Annotated in this window: 20 protein-coding genes; 17 read left to right on the forward strand and 3 right to left on the reverse strand. The window is 28.4% G+C overall.

Going from position 1 to position 17,877, the window contains the following annotated elements:
- Positions 1-94: 94 nt before the first annotated feature.
- From rsgA to ACQRD5_RS03365, 3 genes are read left to right on the forward strand one after another with little or no spacing between them, the layout of a single operon-like run.
- The gene (gene rsgA, locus ACQRD5_RS03355) at positions 95-964 is read left to right on the forward strand and encodes a ribosome small subunit-dependent GTPase A (protein WP_320899680.1); all 870 of its coding nucleotides are present in this window, start codon (positions 95-97) and stop codon (positions 962-964) included.
- Complete coding sequence (rpe, locus tag ACQRD5_RS03360) at positions 958-1,602, forward strand: ribulose-phosphate 3-epimerase (protein ID WP_291625218.1); 645 nt, start codon at positions 958-960, stop codon at positions 1,600-1,602. The genes rsgA and rpe overlap by 7 nt, the downstream gene beginning before the upstream one ends.
- Before the next feature lie 4 nt (positions 1,603-1,606).
- Positions 1,607-2,242, forward strand: a complete 636-nt coding sequence (locus ACQRD5_RS03365; RefSeq protein WP_294169343.1) for a thiamine diphosphokinase — start codon at positions 1,607-1,609, stop codon at positions 2,240-2,242.
- A gap of 226 nt (positions 2,243-2,468) precedes the next feature.
- On the opposite strand, the gene rpmB is transcribed toward ACQRD5_RS03365, so the two are convergent.
- On the reverse strand, positions 2,469-2,660 hold the full coding sequence (gene rpmB, locus ACQRD5_RS03370) for a 50S ribosomal protein L28 (RefSeq protein WP_008678335.1): 192 nt from the start codon (positions 2,658-2,660) through the stop codon (positions 2,469-2,471).
- A 253-nt stretch (positions 2,661-2,913) separates the two neighbouring features.
- Between rpmB and ACQRD5_RS03375 the strand changes: the two genes are divergently transcribed.
- The 6 genes from ACQRD5_RS03375 (at position 2,914) to ACQRD5_RS03400 (ending at position 8,768) form a co-directional block, all read left to right on the forward strand.
- Positions 2,914-3,261 carry an Asp23/Gls24 family envelope stress response protein gene (locus ACQRD5_RS03375; protein WP_291625215.1) on the forward strand — a complete coding sequence of 116 codons (348 nt, stop codon included), beginning with the start codon at positions 2,914-2,916 and terminating at the stop codon, positions 3,259-3,261.
- Positions 3,262-3,272: 11 nt separating this feature from the next.
- Positions 3,273-4,916 carry a DAK2 domain-containing protein gene (locus ACQRD5_RS03380; protein WP_294362684.1) on the forward strand — a complete coding sequence of 548 codons (1,644 nt, stop codon included), beginning with the start codon at positions 3,273-3,275 and terminating at the stop codon, positions 4,914-4,916.
- A gap of 144 nt (positions 4,917-5,060) precedes the next feature.
- Positions 5,061-7,091, forward strand: coding sequence for an ATP-dependent DNA helicase RecG (gene recG, locus ACQRD5_RS03385; protein WP_294169349.1), 2,031 nt, complete (start codon positions 5,061-5,063; stop codon positions 7,089-7,091).
- Between the two features lie 65 nt (positions 7,092-7,156).
- On the forward strand, positions 7,157-7,711 hold the full coding sequence (rsmD, locus tag ACQRD5_RS03390) for a 16S rRNA (guanine(966)-N(2))-methyltransferase RsmD (RefSeq protein WP_291625209.1): 555 nt from the start codon (positions 7,157-7,159) through the stop codon (positions 7,709-7,711).
- A 16-nt stretch (positions 7,712-7,727) separates the two neighbouring features.
- Positions 7,728-8,201, forward strand: a complete 474-nt coding sequence (gene coaD / locus ACQRD5_RS03395) for a pantetheine-phosphate adenylyltransferase (protein WP_291625280.1) — start codon at positions 7,728-7,730, stop codon at positions 8,199-8,201.
- A 30-nt stretch (positions 8,202-8,231) separates the two neighbouring features.
- Positions 8,232-8,768, forward strand: a complete 537-nt coding sequence (locus ACQRD5_RS03400) for an ATPase (RefSeq protein WP_291625207.1) — start codon at positions 8,232-8,234, stop codon at positions 8,766-8,768.
- Here ACQRD5_RS03400 and ylbJ read toward each other — a convergent pair.
- Together ylbJ and ACQRD5_RS03410 are read right to left on the reverse strand one after the other, a co-directional pair.
- Positions 8,754-9,941: a sporulation integral membrane protein YlbJ gene (gene ylbJ / locus ACQRD5_RS03405; protein ID WP_291625205.1), complete on the reverse strand. Its 1,188-nt coding sequence runs from the start codon at positions 9,939-9,941 to the stop codon at positions 8,754-8,756. The two genes, ACQRD5_RS03400 and ylbJ, sit on opposite strands and share 15 nt — an antisense overlap.
- A gap of 48 nt (positions 9,942-9,989) precedes the next feature.
- Complete coding sequence (locus tag ACQRD5_RS03410; protein WP_291625203.1) at positions 9,990-11,192, reverse strand: nucleotidyltransferase; 1,203 nt, start codon at positions 11,190-11,192, stop codon at positions 9,990-9,992.
- Between the two features lie 239 nt (positions 11,193-11,431).
- Between ACQRD5_RS03410 and pta the strand changes: the two genes are divergently transcribed.
- The 8 genes from pta (at position 11,432) to ACQRD5_RS03450 (ending at position 17,772) form a co-directional block, all read left to right on the forward strand.
- Positions 11,432-12,433: a phosphate acetyltransferase gene (gene pta / locus ACQRD5_RS03415; protein ID WP_291625201.1), complete on the forward strand. Its 1,002-nt coding sequence runs from the start codon at positions 11,432-11,434 to the stop codon at positions 12,431-12,433.
- A gap of 28 nt (positions 12,434-12,461) precedes the next feature.
- The gene (locus ACQRD5_RS03420; protein WP_291625199.1) at positions 12,462-13,658 is read left to right on the forward strand and encodes an acetate kinase; all 1,197 of its coding nucleotides are present in this window, start codon (positions 12,462-12,464) and stop codon (positions 13,656-13,658) included.
- 200 nt (positions 13,659-13,858) lie between these two features.
- Positions 13,859-14,368: a YceD family protein gene (locus ACQRD5_RS03425; RefSeq protein ID WP_291625197.1), complete on the forward strand. Its 510-nt coding sequence runs from the start codon at positions 13,859-13,861 to the stop codon at positions 14,366-14,368.
- Between the two features lie 2 nt (positions 14,369-14,370).
- Entirely contained in the window at positions 14,371-14,556 is a 186-nt protein-coding gene (gene rpmF / locus ACQRD5_RS03430; protein ID WP_008678357.1) for a 50S ribosomal protein L32, read from the forward strand.
- Between the two features lie 54 nt (positions 14,557-14,610).
- Positions 14,611-15,612: a phosphate acyltransferase PlsX gene (gene plsX, locus ACQRD5_RS03435; RefSeq protein ID WP_291625190.1), complete on the forward strand. Its 1,002-nt coding sequence runs from the start codon at positions 14,611-14,613 to the stop codon at positions 15,610-15,612.
- 76 nt (positions 15,613-15,688) lie between these two features.
- Complete coding sequence (acpP, locus tag ACQRD5_RS03440) at positions 15,689-15,919, forward strand: acyl carrier protein (RefSeq protein WP_291625189.1); 231 nt, start codon at positions 15,689-15,691, stop codon at positions 15,917-15,919.
- 124 nt (positions 15,920-16,043) lie between these two features.
- Entirely contained in the window at positions 16,044-16,733 is a 690-nt protein-coding gene (rnc, locus tag ACQRD5_RS03445; RefSeq protein ID WP_291625188.1) for a ribonuclease III, read from the forward strand.
- 1 nt (position 16,734) lies between these two features.
- On the forward strand, positions 16,735-17,772 hold the full coding sequence (locus tag ACQRD5_RS03450) for an elongator complex protein 3 (RefSeq protein ID WP_291625187.1): 1,038 nt from the start codon (positions 16,735-16,737) through the stop codon (positions 17,770-17,772).
- The last annotated feature ends 105 nt before the right edge of the window (positions 17,773-17,877 follow it).

The raw sequence follows: 17,877 nt of genomic DNA on the forward strand, positions 1-17,877 counted from the left end.
GCCTTTTGGCCGATTATTTTTTATAAAATTTATTTGCATTTTTCACTTAAATCTGTTTATTATAAATATGAAGATAAAATTGTTTGGAGGAATTATGGAAGGAAAAATAATAAAAGGAATTGGTGGGTTTTACTATGTTAAAACTAAAGAAGAAGTTATAGAATGTAAGGCTAGAGGAAAGTTTAGGCATAAAGATATGAAGCCTATGGTTGGTGACAATGTGCTTATTAATGTATCTAATGGCAAAGGGGTAATTGAAGATATACTTGAGAGAACCTCAGAATTAATAAGACCCACTGTAGCAAATGTTACTCAAGCTTTTGTAGTATTTGCAATAAAAAATCCAGATTTAAATTTTGACCTTTTAAATAGATTTTTAATTTTATGTGAATATAACAATATTAATTCTATAGTGTGTTTAAATAAAATGGATTTAGCTTCGGAAGAAGAAAAAGAAGAAGTGAAAAAGAAAATAAATGATATTGGATATGATGTTTTATTTATAAATGCAAAAAAAGGCTTAGGAATAGAAGTTCTTAAAGAAATGTTATCAGGAGAAGAAACGGTATTATGTGGGCCTTCAGGTGCTGGTAAATCAACTCTTATAAATACTCTTTTAAATAGAACACATATGGAAACAGGAGTAGTTTCTGAAAAAATTGGAAGAGGTAAACATACAACTAGACATAGTGAACTAATTGAAATAGAAAACGGATACTTAGTAGATAGTCCTGGATTTTCTAATATAGATATTAGCTTTATGGATAAGGAAAACCTTAGATATAGCTTTCCAGAGTTTGAAGAATACAATCATAACTGCAAATTTAGGGGATGTCTTCATAATAAGGAGCCACAATGTGCAGTTAAAAAAGCTTTAAGTGAAGGTAAAATAAACGAATACAGATATAATTTTTATATTAGAATATTAGAAGAATTACAAGAGGGGGAAAAGTACAAATGGTAAAAATATCACCATCAATATTATCAGCAGATTTTTCAAAATTAGGTGAAGAAATAATAAAAGTAGATGAGGCAGGAGCAGATTATATTCATATAGATGTAATGGATGGAAATTTTGTACCTAATATTACTATTGGAATACCAGTAATAAAATCAATCAGAAATAAAACAAATAAAGTATTTGATGTTCATTTAATGATTGAAAATCCATCAAGATATATAGATGAATTTGTTGAAGCAGGAGCAGATATTATCACTATACATTATGAAGCAGAAAAACATATAGATAGAGCTATTGAATATATTAAGTCTAAAGGAGTTAAAGCTGGAGTTTCTTTAAATCCAGGAACACCAACCTTTGTTTTAAAGGATATAATAGAAAAACTAGATTTAGTATTAATAATGTCAGTTAATCCTGGTTTTGGAGGACAAAAGTTTATTCCATATTCTTTAAATAAAGTAAAAGAAGTAAAAGAAATGAGTATGAAGGTAAATAAAGACTTGCTTATAGAAGTAGATGGTGGAGTTGATAGAAATAACTCAAAGGCCTTAATTGAAGCAGGGGCAAATGTATTAGTTGCTGGTTCAGCTATATTTGGTGATGGAAACCTTAAGGAAAATATAAAAGCAATAAGAGGATAATTTAATGAAAGCTGTAATAATTTCAGGTGGAAAAGAGCCTTCAAAGGATTTATTGTTTAGAGAAGTAAAAGATGCAGATATAATTATTGGAGCTGACAAAGGCTGTGAAGTATTATATAAATATGATATAACACCAGATTATATTTTAGGAGACTTTGATTCTGCAAATGAGGATATAATAAATTCAATTGAAGCTAAATCAGGGAAAAAAATAAAATATAAGAGAGAAAAAGATTATACAGATACTGAAATTGCATATAATTTAGCTGTTGAAAAAGGAGCAGATGAAATAATATTATTAGGTGCAACTGGCACTAGATATGATCATACATTAAGTAATTTCGGGCTTATGCTAAGAGGACTTAAAAAATCTAAAAAAGTTAAAGTAATTGATGATAATAATTATATATTTTTAACTGATAAATCAATTATTTTAAAAGGAAATAGAGGAGAGACTATTTCTTTCCAAGCTTACTGTGATGAAGTTAAGAATTTTAATATAAGTGGAGCCAAATATAACTTGACTAATTTTGATTTGAAATTAGGTGATAGTATAACTACATCTAATGAATTTTTAGATGAAGAAATAGAAATAACTTTTGATAGTGGCATTGTAATGATTCTTTATACAAATGATTAAAAAAAGTAATCACTCATTTTGCTTATTTGCATACAATGTATAAGAGATGAGTGATTTTTTTATGGAGGTCTAATATGAAGATAATAGCTATAAAGTTACCTAAGTTTTTATCTAATTTAATTAAATTTTTTAGAAGAAAAAGATAATACATATGAAAAATAATAAAATTATATTGTATTAAAAATAAAAAATGCAATTGTTTAACAATTGCATTTTTTATTTGAACTTATATTGCTCTTTGAACCTTACCAGATCTAAGGCATCTTGTACATACATGAACTGTTTTTGGTGTTCCATTAACTAAAGCCTTTACTCTCTTTATGTTAGGAGCCCAAGTTCTCTTTGATTGACGATGTGAGTGGGAGTATTGAGTTCCAGATACAACCCCTTTATTACAAACTTCGCATCTTCTTGCCACTTGAAAACACCTCCTTGTTTTTGAAGATAATTTCTCTTCAATAGGACAGATTAAATTTTAACATAGGAACCCTTATAAAAGCAAGGGAAAATAAGAAAAAAGTAAAAAAACTTTTATAATCAAGATTTTAATATATTTTATAATATCTTCATATAATAAGCTATGTAATATTTACTTGATGTAATATTTACTTGAATAATAAATATAAGTAATATAAAATATAGTGTATAGATATTGATAAGGAGGTTTCTATATGGTAGGATATTCAAATGAACTTGGAAATATACATTACTCTGAAGAGGTGCTTGCAAAAATAGTTGGTTTATCAACTATGGAGTGCTATGGAGTTGTAGGTATGGTTTCTAAGAATGCAACTGAAGGACTATGGGAATTAATGAGAATAGAAAATTTAAGCAAAGGCGTTAAGCTGAAATTTGATAATGATAAATTAATAGTGGAGTTATTTGTTATGGTTGAATACGGAACAAAAATTTCTGAAATAGCAAATAATATAATACAAAAGGTACGTTATAGTGTGGAAAACTTTACTGGATTAAAAGTTTCATCTGTTACAGTAAATGTTCAAGCAGTGAGAGTCTAGGAGGTAAAAAGATGAAATATCAGACAATAAATGGCCATGATTTTTATAACATGGTTGTTAATGCTAGCAATATATTGTTAGAAGAAAGTGAGTATGTTAACTCGTTGAACGTATTCCCAGTACCAGATGGCGATACAGGGACTAATATGTCTGCAACTTTTAAAGCAGCTGTTAAAGAAATAGAAGGATTAAATACAGAATCTATTGGAGAAGCTTCAAAAAAACTTGCTAAGGGAGCTTTAATGGGAGCAAGAGGTAACTCAGGTGTTATTCTTTCACAAATACTTAGAGGAATTTCAAAGGGATTAGAAGGAAAAACATCAGTAGATTCAGTTGAACTTGCTATAGCTTTACAAGAAGGTAGCAAAGCTGCTTATAAGGCTGTTATGAGACCGACAGAAGGAACTATATTATCAGTAATAAGAGCTGCATCTGAAGCTGCAATAGACACAGATGTTAAGGATATAGTTGAATTAATGGATGTTGTTGTAAAAGAAGCTAAGATAATGCTTGATAAGACACCAGAACTTTTACCAGCACTTAAGAAAGCAAAAGTAGTAGATTCAGGTGGAATGGGATTATATATTATATTAAAAGGAATGCTTGAAGCATTAAGAGATGATATTAAAGCTGAGATTAAAGATATAAAACCATCAGAAGCTAAAATGCAAGGGGCTCAAGGAACTGAGGACATAGATATTAAATTTGGTTACTGTACAGAGTTCATTATTTTAGCAGATGCTAGTAAAGCAGATAAATTTAGAGATGATATAACACCTATGGGAGACTCACAGGTTGTAGTTGGATATGAAGATGTTATTAAAGTTCATATTCACACTAATGATCCTGGTGCTGTATTAGCAAAAGCAGTACAATTAGGAGAATTATCTAAAATTAAAATAGATAATATGAGAGAAGAACATAGAGAAGTTCTTTTATCAAAAGAAGAATATAAACTTAAAGATGAACATAAAGAAGAAGCTGTAGAAGTTGAAAAGAAAAAGTATGCTTTTGTTGCAGTAGCAATGGGAGAGGGAATCACAAACATATTTAAAGATCTTGGAGTAGATTATGTTATTGAAGGTGGTCAAACTATGAACCCTTCTACTCAAGATATAATGGAATGTATTGCTAAATTAAATGCAGACCATATATTTGTATTACCAAATAATAAAAATATAATAATGTCTGCAAAGCAAGCAGCTGAAATATCTGATAAAGATGTTAGAGTAATACCTACAACTTCAATACCTCAAGGAATTACTTGTGTTACAATGTTTAATTCTGAAGTAGAAGTCGATGAAAATGAGGAAGCTTTAAAAGAAACTATTGATATGGTTAAAACAGGATCTGTAACATATGCAGTAAGAGATACTGAAATGGATGGGATACAAATTAAAGAAGGCAACATGCTTGGATTAATTGAAGGAAAAATCAAGAAAGTTGGATCATCTTATGTTGATGTAGCAGAGGAAGTACTTTCTGAAATGGTAGATGATGAAAGTGAGCTTATTACTATATTATATGGTTCAGATGTTTCAGAAGAAGAAGCAAATGAATTTGTAAATAAGATAGAAGAGAAATATGAAGATTTAGATGTCCAATGCTATAGAGGTGCACAACCACTATACTATTTCTTAATGTCAGTAGAATAATACTAAAAGGAGCTGATTTTAACAGCTCCAAATAAATTTATATGAAAACTCCGAAAGGAGTTTTTTCTTTAATTTTATAATATTCTTTTTCTTATGTTTAAATAAGAAATAAATACTTAATGAATAAAAGTTCGAGGTGAGTAAATGAATATATCAATGGAAGTCTCAACTTTGAAAGGTGTAGGTCCTAAACTTACTGAAAAGTTAAATAAATGTGGAATTTTTACAATATATGATTTGCTTTTATACTTTCCAAGAGATTATGAATTTATCAAAGGTGATGTAGAATTTGATGAAATAGATGGTGAAGAAAAACAAATATTAAGCTGTAGAGTAATAGGCTATGATAGAGATATAAAAACTAAAAATGGTAAAATTATATCAACAATTAAATTCGATTATAAAGGGCATGTTGTTGTAGGAAAATGGTTTAATCAAAGATATATAAAAAATAATTTTAGGTTTAATACTACTTATGATTTATTAGGGAAATTCAAAAGAAATGGGAAAACGTTAGAGGTAATTAATCCTATAATAGGGTGTAATGATGCTAAGAAAAGTGAGATAATACCTAAGTATCCTTTAAAAGGTGATTTAAATGATAAAGTCATTACAAAAATAATTAATCAAGTGTTAGATAAAGTTATCATTTCTGATAATTTACCAAAAGATATTATTGATAGATATAAAATGATAGACTTAGATACTGCAATTAGAAATATACATTTTCCTAAAGGTAAAATGGAATTAAGCAATGCTGTTTCAAGACTTAAATTTCAAGAGCTTTTTACTTATTCAATGAAGCTATTATTACTTAAAAATAAATTAAGAAGTAATGATGGAATTTCTTTTTATTGGCATGAGGAACTAAAGGATTTAAAGGAATCATTACCTTTTAGCCTAACGGATGCTCAAACTAGTGTGGTAAGAGATATTTTAAGAGATCAAAAAAGTCAATATTCTATGAATAGGTTAATACAAGGAGATGTAGGAAGTGGAAAGACTATAGTAGCATTAATAGCACTCTTTAATGTATTAAAAAATGGATATCAAGGAGCCTTAATGGCACCTACGGAAATCTTGGCAAATCAACATTATTTAGAGGCATTAAAAATTTATAAGAATTTTAATTTAGACGTAGAGATTTTAACAGGAAGCACTAGTTTAAAGGAGAAAAAAAGAATAAAAGAAAAGATAGCAGAAGGTAAGCCTATGCTTGTTATTGGAACACACGCCTTAATTCAAGAGGATGTAGAATTTAAGAATTTAGGATTAGTAATAACTGATGAGCAGCATAGATTTGGTGTTGAGCAAAGAAATAAATTAATAAATAAAGCTAAAAGACCAGATGTGTTAGTAATGACAGCAACTCCAATTCCTAGAACATTAGCATTATATATGTATTCAGATTTAGATGTATCAATAATAGATAAGCTTCCACCTGGAAGAAAAAAAATAGATACAAGATTTTATTCTGAAAATGAAAGAATGTCAGCTTATTCACTAGCTTTAGAAGAAATAAATAAAGGAAGGCAAGTATATATAGTTTGTCCTTTGATTGAAGAAAATGAGAAGATGGAATTAAATTCTGTAGAAAAATTATACGATGAATTAAAAGAAAATGTGTTTAAAAATGTTAGTGTTGAGATATTACATGGAAAAATGAAACCAAAAGAAAAAGATGAAATAATAGGAAGGTTTAAAGAAGGTGAAGTTAAAGTTATAATTTCCACTACAGTAATAGAAGTTGGCGTAAATGTTCCTAATGCATCTGTTATGATAATAGAAAATTCAGAGAGATTTGGATTGGCTCAGCTTCATCAATTAAGAGGAAGAGTTGGTAGAGGTGAATATGAATCATTCTGTATTTTAATAGGAAAAGCTAAAAATGAAAAAACAAAAAAAAGAATGGAAATAATGACAAGCTCTACTGATGGATTTTATATTTCAGAACAAGACTTGAAATTAAGAGGAGCAGGTGAAATGTTTGGACTAAGACAAAGTGGAGATATAGGATTAGTATTGGCAGATTTTTATGAGGATATTGATATTTTAAAATGTGCAAGATATGAAGCAAGTCAATTAATTAATTCTAAAGATGTGAAAAATGTAAAACTATGTAATGAAATATCTAAATCTCTTGAAAGATATAGTCGATATATTTGTTTTAATTAAAAAAATTGTATATAAATAAATATTATGTTAAAATTGTATTAACAGTACCTAAGGAGGAAATTTAAATGAGAATAATAGCAGGAAAAGCAAGAGGACGTAAGTTACTACCTCCAGATACAATGGAAACGAGGCCAACTTTAGATAGGGTTAAGGAAGCAATGTTTAGTATTATACAAAACTATGTGCCAGAATCTGTGGTAGTTGACGTTTTTGCAGGAACTGGAAGCCTTGGTCTTGAAGCAGCAAGTAGAGGTGCTAAAGAAGTATATTTAATTGATAAAAGTAATACAACTTTTCCAATTCTAAAGAAAAATATTGAGAATTTAAAGTTTGAAGAATTTTGCTTTCCACTTAATTTAGATTCATATGATGCTTTAAATATGTTAAGCAATAAAGGAAAGGTATTTGATATTATTTTTATAGATCCACCATATTGCAAGGAAATGATTCCAAAAGCAATAGAAATTATAAAAGAAAAAAATCTTTTAAAAAAAGACGGTATAATAGTAACAAAGATAGACTCTATAGAAGAAATTTATAAAGGATATAAAGAAATAAAATTACTTAAAAGTAAAAAATATGGGAATACAACAGTGTGTATATATTATAATGAGGAGTAAATAAAAGGTGAGAGAAATGAATATTGCTATTTATCCGGGAAGCTTTGATCCGATAACAAACGGACATTTAGATATTATAAGTAGAGGTGCTAAAATATATGATAAAGTAATTGTAGCAGTTTTAGTTAATATGGATAAAAACTGTTTGTTTACTATAGAAGAGAGAGTAGATTTAATAAAAAGAGTTACTAAAAATATAGATAATGTTGAAGTTTTAAGTTTTGATGGACTTTTAGTTGATTTTGCAAAAATGCATAATTCCAGAGTTATTTTAAAAGGTCTTAGAACTATGTCAGATTTTGAATATGAGTTCCAAATGGCACTTATGAACTCAAAACTTGATTCTGATATTGAAACTGTATTTATGATGACTTCATCAGAATTCTCCTATGTAAGTTCATCTTCAGTGAAGCAAGTGGCTAAGTTTGGTGGGAATATTAAGGGACTAGTACCTGATGAATTGATTTCAGAGCTTATGGAGAAATTTTAATGTTTAAGTTTTCTAGGAGGAAGTAGAAATATGGATAAAATAGAAGTTAATATTATTGAGCTTTTAGAGTATTTAGAAGAGTTGATAGAAACTGCACCAAAGGTGCCTATAACAGGTAAAAGTGTAATAGATAAAAAGGAATTTTTAGAAGTAATAGATCAAGTAATAAACTATTTACCAGATCAAATTAGAAAAGCTCAATGGGTTATGAATGAGAAGGATAGAATATTAGAAGATGCTCAAAAACAATATGAATCTACTAAAAGTGAAATTATGGAAATGATGAAACAAAATGTAGAAAATCATGATTTAGTTAAAGAAGCAAAAATAAGGGCAAATGAAATAATTGCCCTAGCACAAAGAGATGCTAAGGCAATTAGACTTGGTTCTAGAGAGTATTCAACTGAAATTTTATCTCAACTAGATAGAGAAATTGAAGAAAAGAAAAATAAACTTATTGCAGATATGCAAAAATCCTTTGAAATGGTTGCTAAAGAAATAGATGAAAATTTAAGTAAAACTGGTTCAAGGATTAAAGAAAACATATCTGAATTAAGAGGAATGTAGTTTTCTTTTAATAAAGCTAAGGGTTATAGAAACTAAAAGGGATATACTTAATAGTAATATTAACGGAATAAATAATTTATATATAACTAATTTATAGTTGTAGATTGGTGCAATACTAAAGGTTGGTATTGAAATTAATATAATATTACTAGAAATAAATGTTATTATAAAACCTATTATTCCTTGTAGAAATTTAAGTGAAATATATTTCTTAAAATTTGGATTATCTATACTTATAATAGAAGATACTTGAGCTATAACAGATAAACTAGAAAAACATAATATAAAACTTATTAAACTTAATTTTAAAGTAATAGATAAATTTATAGTAGAAATAATTTTGCAACCATTAGTAAATTCAATACTACCTAAAAAAATATTATACATAATTCCAGTAGGTAATTTAAATAAATTTTCTAAAAAGGTGAAAGCAGCACTTATTGAAGTGGTGCTTTTTATTATGCTTATTACTACAGAAAAAATTATTACAAAAGCACCTACATTTAATGTAGTATTAACAGCTCCTTCTATAGAAAACTTTAAATTTGTTCCGAAATTAGAATTCTTTTGCGTTGAATCAATTTTTAATTCATTGAAAGTAGATTTATTTTTTCTTTTTGTAAGTAGCCCTATTATTATAATTGATAAATAATTTGCAATAAGAAGTATATATCCAAATTTAATATTATTTAGCATAGCAACGGAAACTGAACCTAAAATAAAAATTGGACCAGCATTAGAGGCTATATTTAGTAGTCGTTCATATTCATCTTTATGTATATATCCTAAATTATAAATGTCAGAAGAATATTTTGCACCTAAAGGATAACCACAAATAAAACTAGCAGCAAGTGGAAAAGAAGAACTTTTCGAAAGACCTAAAGGCTTACAAATAAGTGGACCTAGTATTTTAGAATAAAGTGTTATTCCATCATAGCATATTAGTAGATTGCATATTACACTAAAGGGGAAAATAGTTGGCAATATTGCAGATACAACAAGCTTTACTCCGTTTATAGCTGCTTCAATACTAGTTTTTAAATTAACTACAAATATAATTATAAAAATAGTTATAAAAAAACATATTAGAAAATTTTTTTTTATATTAATAAGTTTCAGAAGAATTATAACAAGAATAAAAATTAAAAGCCATAAAATATATATACTAATCATGAGACATACCTCCTATAGTATTTATATGCTTATGGCTTTATAATATTATTATTTTATTATAGGTGAAAGTAAATAATCACTTAATGGATTTACCTTATTATTTAAAATAGAGTAAGCTTTTGTGCTTTGAATATCTAACTGTAAAAGCTTATTAGAATTATTCTTTGGAACTTTTGTAATAATAGGAATAGAAGATTTTTTTTTCATTTCCTTTAAAATAAGCCTTCCAGTATCGTTAAATCCAAGAACTCTTGCGTATAAATTTTCCTCTTTTGATAATTCTTCAAAACTATAATTATCTAATGAAAAAAATAATTGAGATAACAGTCTTGAGATTTTTGTGTAAGTATATCTTTTACTTTTTACTCTAAAAATAAAATTTTCATAGGAGGAACTATGATAAATTTCTTTAATAAATTTATTATCTATCCCTTCTTTTGATTCAAAAAGATTGTTAAAGTTTATACAATTTGTTAACAGTCTATACTTAATAAATTTATACATATCTTCTTCAAAAATAAAAGGATAATTATTTTTTAATAAGTTAATAAGTACATCTAAAGAAGGAGATGGCATATAAGATTCTAGTAAATTTAAATTATAATTATTTTTAATATTTTCTCTTATGCTAGTAGCTGAAGAAAATACAGTGTGAAATTTTTTATCGTTATATTTAGAACCTTCTCTCTTCATAGTTAGAGGTGTTATGGAACTATTACTTTTAATAATAGCTTTAATATACTCAATTCCAAGTATATTATTTGAATTTGAAAGAATCTCATTTAGATCTTCATTATCTAAAATATCTATTAGAGTTTTTTCTCTAGCCTTAGCATATGTAACACCAGATTTTAAATTTTCTTTAATTTTAAGCTTAAATTCTTTAGGTTCTTTGGTTAAAACTTCAGCGATTTTATAGAGTAAATTTATATCTCCACATTCACTTCCAAAAAATATATTGTCAACAACTCCAATATTATTTAGAATGTCAACAGCTCCTTTTGCAAAAAATTCTGCAGAAGATACTGCATAGAAAGTAGGAAGTTCAATAACTAAATCAACTCCGTTTAATAAAGCCATTTCAGTTCTTTTCCATTTATCTATTATTGCAGGTTCGCCCCTTTGTACGAAGTTTCCACTCATAATACAAACTATGCCACGGCAGTTTGTAACCTTCTTTGCTGTGTTAAGATGATATAAGTGCCCGTTATGAAAGGGATTGTATTCAGTAATTATTCCAGTTATTTTCATAAATACACTCCTTAATGGGAATTATAAAATCATTATAACATATTAATGTTTTTTATATAATTATTTGTATAACATTGTTAAAAATTAGATATTCTTTCTGGATATTTAGAAATATTTAGAAAACTTTGAATAAAAAGAATTAAAACTTTTGAATATTTAAGGTTGAAAAATATAGTTATTTAGGAGTATATTAGATTATGGAAAGAAGTTTATACTTTTTTTGAAAGGAGAAGTTTATTATGGAACTTATGAAAAAATTATGGGAATCAGCAAAAGCTGATAAGAGAAAGATAGTTCTTCCAGAAGGTGATGAAGAGAGAACTTTAGTTGCCGCTCAAAAAATAGTAGAGTTAGGATTAGCTCATATAGTTTTAGTAGGAGACAGCAACAAAATTCAAGAAAATGCACAAAAATTAAATGTTAATTTAGACGGCGTGGAAATAGTAGACCCGAATAAATCAGATAGACTAGAAACTTATATCAATTCATTTTACGAATTAAGAAAAAATAAAGGAATGACTTTAGAAAAAGCAGAAAAAATAGTTAGAGATCCATTATATTTTGGTACTATGATGGTTAAGCTAGATGATGCAGATGGTATGGTATCAGGTGCTGTACATACAACTGGGGATTTGTTAAGACCAGGGCTTCAAATTATTAAAACTGCACCAGGCGTTTCAGTAGTATCAAGTTTCTTTATTATGATGGTTCCAGGTTCAAAATATGGTGAAGAGGGTATGCTATTATTCTCAGACTGTGCAGTTAACCCTAATCCAACATATGAACAATTAGCAGCTATAGCTATAGCTACAGCTGATACAGCAAAGAGACTTTGCAAAGTTGAACCAAGAGTAGCTATGCTTTCTTTCTCAACAATGGGAAGTGCAGACCATGAAATGGTAGACAAAGTAAGAAAAGCAACTGAGCTTGCTAAAGAATTAAGACCTGATCTACAAATAGATGGTGAATTACAATTAGATGCAGCTATAGTTGATAAAGTAGCAGCTCAAAAGGCACCTAATAGTACTGTTGCTGGAAAAGCTAATGTATTAATTTTCCCAGATTTACAAAGTGGAAACATAGGCTATAAATTAGTTCAAAGATTTGCAAATGCAGAAGCAATTGGACCTATGTGTCAAGGTTTTGCAAAACCAATTAACGATTTATCAAGAGGATGTAGTTCTGATGATATAGTTAATGTTGTTGCATTAACTGCAGTTCAGGCTCAAGCTCAAAAATAATTATTCATCAAGAAGGAGTATAACACAAATGAAAGTATTAGTAATCAATTGCGGTAGTTCATCGCTTAAGTATCAATTAATTGATATGTCTACTGAGGAATCTTTAGCTCAAGGATTAGTAGAGAGAATAGGAATTGAAGGTTCTGTTTTAACTCAAAAGGTAGAAGGAAGAGACAAATATATAGTTAAGCAACAAATGCCAGATCATAAAGTTGCAATAAAATTAGTTTTAGATGCATTAGTAGATAAGGAAAATGGTGTAATTTCTTCAATGGATGAAATTACAGCTGTTGGACATAGAGTTGTTCATGGAGGAGAAAAGTATAAATCTTCAGTTCGTATAAATAAAGAAGTTAAAGATTATATTAAAGAGTGCTTTAAATTAGCGCCTTTACACAACCCTGCAAATATGATAGGTATAGAAGCTTGTGAAGAACTTATGCCAAACACTCCAATGGTAGCTGTGTTCGATACTGCCTTCCATGGAACAATGCCAGAAGAAGCATATCTTTATGCTCTTCCATATGATTTATACACTAAGCATGGAATAAGAAAATATGGATTCCACGGTACTTCTCATAAATATGTTTCTCAAAAAGTAGCAGAAGTTATGGGAAGAGATATAAAAGATTTAAAAATAGTAACTTGTCACTTAGGAAATGGTGCAAGCTTAGCTGCAATTAAAAATGGTGTTTCTATAGATACTTCAATGGGCTTCACACCACTTGAAGGAGTAGCTATGGGAACAAGATCTGGTAATATAGATCCTGCAATTGTTACTTTCTTAATGAAAGAAGAAGGATTATCAGCTGATGAAGTAAATGACTTATTAAACAAAAAGTCAGGTGTTCTTGGAATATCAGGAATTAGTTCAGATTTTAGAGATATTGAAGATGCTGCATTTAAAGAAGATGTTTATAGAGCAAAATTAGCTCTTGCTATATTTGAATATAAGGTTAGAGCAACTATTGGATCTTATGCTGCTATTATGGGTGGTGTTGATGTAATAGTATTTACAGCTGGTGTAGGTGAAAATGGACCTGAAACTAGAGAATCTATACTTACAGGATTAGAATTCCTTGGAGTTGAAGTAGATAAAGAAAGAAATAAGGTAAGAGGAAAAGTAAGAGAAATTTCAAAAGAAGGATGCAAAGTTAAAGCATTCGTAATTCCAACTAATGAAGAATTAGTTATAGCAAGAGATACAGTTGAATTAATTAAATAATTAATTTACTAAGTGCATAATTATTAGTTGAGTTATTTATGTAAAATTGCTTGACTTTTAATCATGCACTTTATATAATAAATTGTGTTTATTCGGCAAATATTTATCTAAGGAGTGAAATAAAGCTTGGCTCAAGCTATGTATATAAAGTACATAATGTATCCAAAAGGATATGAGGACAGGGTCTAGAGCAAGTAGATATGATTATACAATTTTCAGATCTTATTTCATCAAAAAATAGAAAAAAAGAAGTTAATATAACATATGATTTAGCTCCATTTCATTTTGATGGAGAAAAAATAGAAGCTGTAGAATGTTTAAATGTAGTTGGAAATGTTACTTCTGTTGGAGATGTTTTAACTCTAAGAGCTTCAATAAAAACAAAATTGAAACTGCATTGTTCAAGGTGTCTAGATGCCTTTATCTATCCAATAGATATTGATATAGAAGAAAGGTTTACAAATAATAAGGAACTTCAAGATGATGAAGAAATTATTTTTGTAGATAGCGATATTTTTGATATTGCTAAAACAGTTGAAAATATTATTATTTCAACCTTACCTATTAAGAGACTTTGCACAGATAGCTGTAAGGGACTTTGCTACCAATGTGGTAAAAATCTTAATGAAGATTCTTGTCATTGTGAAACAAATGATGTAGACTTAAGACTGGCAAAGTTACAAGAGTTATTTGGAAATAAGGAGGTGTAGTAATGGGAAATCCTGCAAGAAAAACATATAGAGCAAAGAGAAATTCAAGAAGAGCTCAAACTTTTAAGGCGAGCTTACCTGGAATAGTTGAATGTCCACAATGTCATGAAATGAAGTTAGCTCACAGAGTTTGCAAGAACTGTGGATTCTATAAAGGTAAAGAAGTAGTTGCTTCTGTAGAAGAATAAAGAAAGTCTAATGACTTTCTTTTCTTTATATATAAGGAAAAGGGGTGAAGGTTTATGAAAATAGCTATAGATGGAATGGGTGGAGATCATGCACCAAAGGCTGTAGTTGAAGGAGTAATTAAATCTATTAATGAATACCAAGGAATAGAATACTATATAACAGGACCCAAAGAACAAATAGAAGAGGAATTAAAGAATTATACATATGATAAATCTTTAATTAATATAGTAGATGCTAGAGAGGTAATTTCACCAAATGAACATCCTGTAATGGCTTTAAAGAAGAAAAAAGATTCTAGTTTATATAAAGCGTTAAAACTTGTTAAGGACAAGGAATGTGATGCTGTAATATCGGGTGGTAGTACAGGGGCCTTTTTAGCAGGTTGTACACTAGTTGTAGGTAGAATTAAAGGTATTGAAAGACCAGCCCTTGCTCCTATAATGCCAGGGAAGAATGGAAGTTTTATGATAGTTGATGCTGGTGCAAATGTTGATTGTAAGCCAAACTATTTAGTTCAATTTGCAAAAATGGGAAAAATATATTATCAAGGAGTATTAGGTTCTAAAAATCCTACAGTAGGACTTGTTAATATTGGAGCAGAAGAGGAAAAAGGAAATGAATTAACTAAAGCTGCTCATAAACTTCTAAAAGAAGAACAAGATTTAAATTTTGTAGGTAATGTGGAACCACGAGATACTTCAAAGGGAGATATAAACGTTTTAGTTTGTGATGGATTTGTTGGGAATACATTATTGAAGATGTATGAAGGCGTTGCATCTACATTATTAGGAATGATAAAGGAAGAAATTTTATCAAGTGGATTAATTAGTAAGCTAGGAGCAGTATTATTAAAGCCTGTCTTTAAAAGTTTAAAGATAAAATTTGATTATAAAGAAGTAGGTGGAGCTCCATTTTTAGGTGTTGACGGTATTTGTATTAAAGCTCATGGAAGTTCAGATGGAAAGGCATTTAAAAATGCTATAAGACAAACAAAAACTTTCCATGATAATGGTGTGCTTGAAAAAATTAAGAAAGAGATACAAAATAATATATAATAAATGCCAATATGTATATTGACTAGATAAATAATATATAATATTATCTAAATGATGTATGTAGGAGGTGATTTTAATGTTCGAAAGAGTTAGAGAAATTATAGCAGAAAAATTAAGCATTAATGAAGATGAAATTACAATGGAATCTTCTTTCCTAGATGATTTAAACGCAGATTCATTAGATTTAGTTGAACTTATGATGGCTTTAGAAGATGAATTAGATACTGAAATTCCAGATGAAGAAGCAGAAGGCTTTAAAACAGTTGGAGATGTTGTTAAGTATTTAAAAAATCACGTAGAAGAGTAATTTAATCCCGCAAAAGTGCGGGATTTTATATTTAAAATTTATAATTAAATTAGTTTATTCTTGAATTTGTTTTAAAAAGCTATAAAAAGCAAATTGAAGAATAAACTTTGAGGAGTTGTAAAAGATGGCAAAGTTTAATATTAGTGAAGTTGAAGAGCATATAGGAGTTAGCTTCAATGAACCAAGAGTTCTAAAAACTGCACTAACTCATAGCTCATATGCAAATCAACATAAAGATGAGGAGTACAATGAAAGATTTGAATTCTTAGGCGATTCAATTCTTCAGTTATGTATTACGGAATATTTATTTTTAAACTATAAAAATAAAAGTGAAGGTGAGTTAACTAAAATAAGAAGTTTAATTGTTTGCGAAAATTCACTTTATGAAATAGGAAAAAAATTAAATTTAGGTTATTTTATAAGAATGAGCAAGGGAGAGGAATTAACTGGAGGAAGAGAAAGAGTTTCAATTATAGCTGATTCTGTTGAAGCTTTACTTGCTGCAATTTATTTAGATAAGGGATTAGAATTTGTTAAAGACTATATATTAGGTCATTTTAGAGAAATAATAGATAAAGCTATAAATAATGATATAATTTTAGATTATAAAACTAAACTTCAAGAGGAAATGCAAAAGTCAGGAGAAGTTAGTATAGTTTATGAACTTTTAAAATATGAGGGACCTCCTCATAGAAGAAAGTTTTACACTTCTGTTATAGTTGATGACAAAGAACTTGGAACAGGTGAAGGGTATAGCAAAAAAGAATCAGAGCAAAATGCAGCTAGGGAAGCATTAAAGTCTTTGGAGGGATAATATGAATAAGAGACATTATATAATTCCTATATTTATATCTCATATAGGGTGTCCACATCAATGTGTATTTTGTAATCAAGATAAAATTGCAAAGAAAGTAGAAGAAGAAGTTACAGCTAAAGATGTAAGAGAAACAATTGAAAGTTATTTAAAAACTATTGAACATAGTAATTCAACTGTTGAAGTCTCATTTTTTGGAGGAACCTTTACTGCTATTAATGTAAATAAACAAAAGGAATTATTATCAGTAGCAAAGGAATATAAAGATAAGGGATTAATAGATAAGATAAGAATGTCTACTAGACCGGATGCAATTAATAAATATATATTAAGTTATCTAAAAGAATACAGTGTAGATATTATAGAACTTGGAGTACAATCTTTAGATGATGAAATATTAAAGTTATCTGGAAGAGGACATACTTCAAAAGATGTTGAAGAGGCTTCAAAATTAATTAAAGAATATAAATTTACATTAGGTCATCAAATTATGCCAGGGCTTCCTGGAGATACTTTTGAAAAAGATATTGAAACTGTAAATAAATCAATAAATATGAAGCCAGATATATGTAGAATTTATCCTGCTTTAGTGATAAAAGATACTCCTATGGAAGTGATGTATAATAGAGGAGAATATAGGCCGTATTCTCTAGAGGAAGCAATAAATATTTCAAAAGAATTATATAAGTTGTACATGAAGGCTAGAATAAATATAATTAGAATAGGACTACAACCTACAGATAACATTACATGGGGTGGAGATCTTGTTGATGGACCATTTCATCCAGCTTTTAGAGAACTAGTAGAAGGTAGCTTAATATGTGATAAAATTAAAAGCGAAATTAATGAAGATGAAGATATAATTATAGAGATTAATTCTAAGGATCTTAGCAAATTATATGCTAATAAAAAAGTTTATTTTAATAATTTAAAGAATAATCATAAAGGGAAAATACTAGTTAATACTAAAGATAAATTAAAAAGAGGTAATCTTAATATTATTGTTATAAAGAGAACTAGAGAGATAAGTATAAGGTAGGCGATATTTTGCCTACCTTATATTGATATTTTATAATCTTTACTATAAACTAAAATAGGACAGGAGTGTTGATTATGAAAAAGAAAACAAGACAAAAACTAATGC

Origin of the sequence: Clostridium sp. SGI.024, from assembly GCF_050315195.1 — a bacterium.
In the GTDB taxonomy this organism is placed as follows: domain Bacteria; phylum Bacillota; class Clostridia; order Clostridiales; family Clostridiaceae; genus Clostridium.